Origin of the sequence: Pseudomonas sp. SIMBA_068, from assembly GCF_046534705.1 — a bacterium.
GTDB classification, from domain to species: domain Bacteria; phylum Pseudomonadota; class Gammaproteobacteria; order Pseudomonadales; family Pseudomonadaceae; genus Aquipseudomonas; species Aquipseudomonas putida.
In genome coordinates this window covers 1-228 of sequence record NZ_JAWRYI010001914.1, presented here as the reverse complement: position 1 = coordinate 228, position 228 = coordinate 1, and the positions used below count along the sequence as shown (strand labels likewise).

Genomic DNA, 228 nt, shown 5'->3' with positions numbered 1-228 from the left:
GGCTCTGGGCTGCAGCCGATAAATGTCATACACATCCAGAAAATCGTTGGCCTTGAGCCTCTTGCGGCTTCTGGTCAGCCTGACCTCGACTTCGCCGGCCTCTATCAGGAAACGCAACGCTTTGCTGTCCGGGTGCTGGGTGTCCAGGTAAGCCGTGGTCAACAAGCGCTTTTTTTCTGCTTGTACCTCGGTTATTGCCTGTTCCAGCCTGGCGGCCAGTGAATGCCC

1 protein-coding gene is annotated in these 228 nt (G+C 56.6%); it reads left to right on the top strand.

The genetic code is table 11. The features are described 5' to 3' along the window. The coding region (locus SB756_RS36450) for a hypothetical protein (protein WP_410914129.1) at positions 1–222 on the top strand (222 nt) is incomplete at its 5' end. Positions 223–228: the final 6 nt, after the last annotated feature.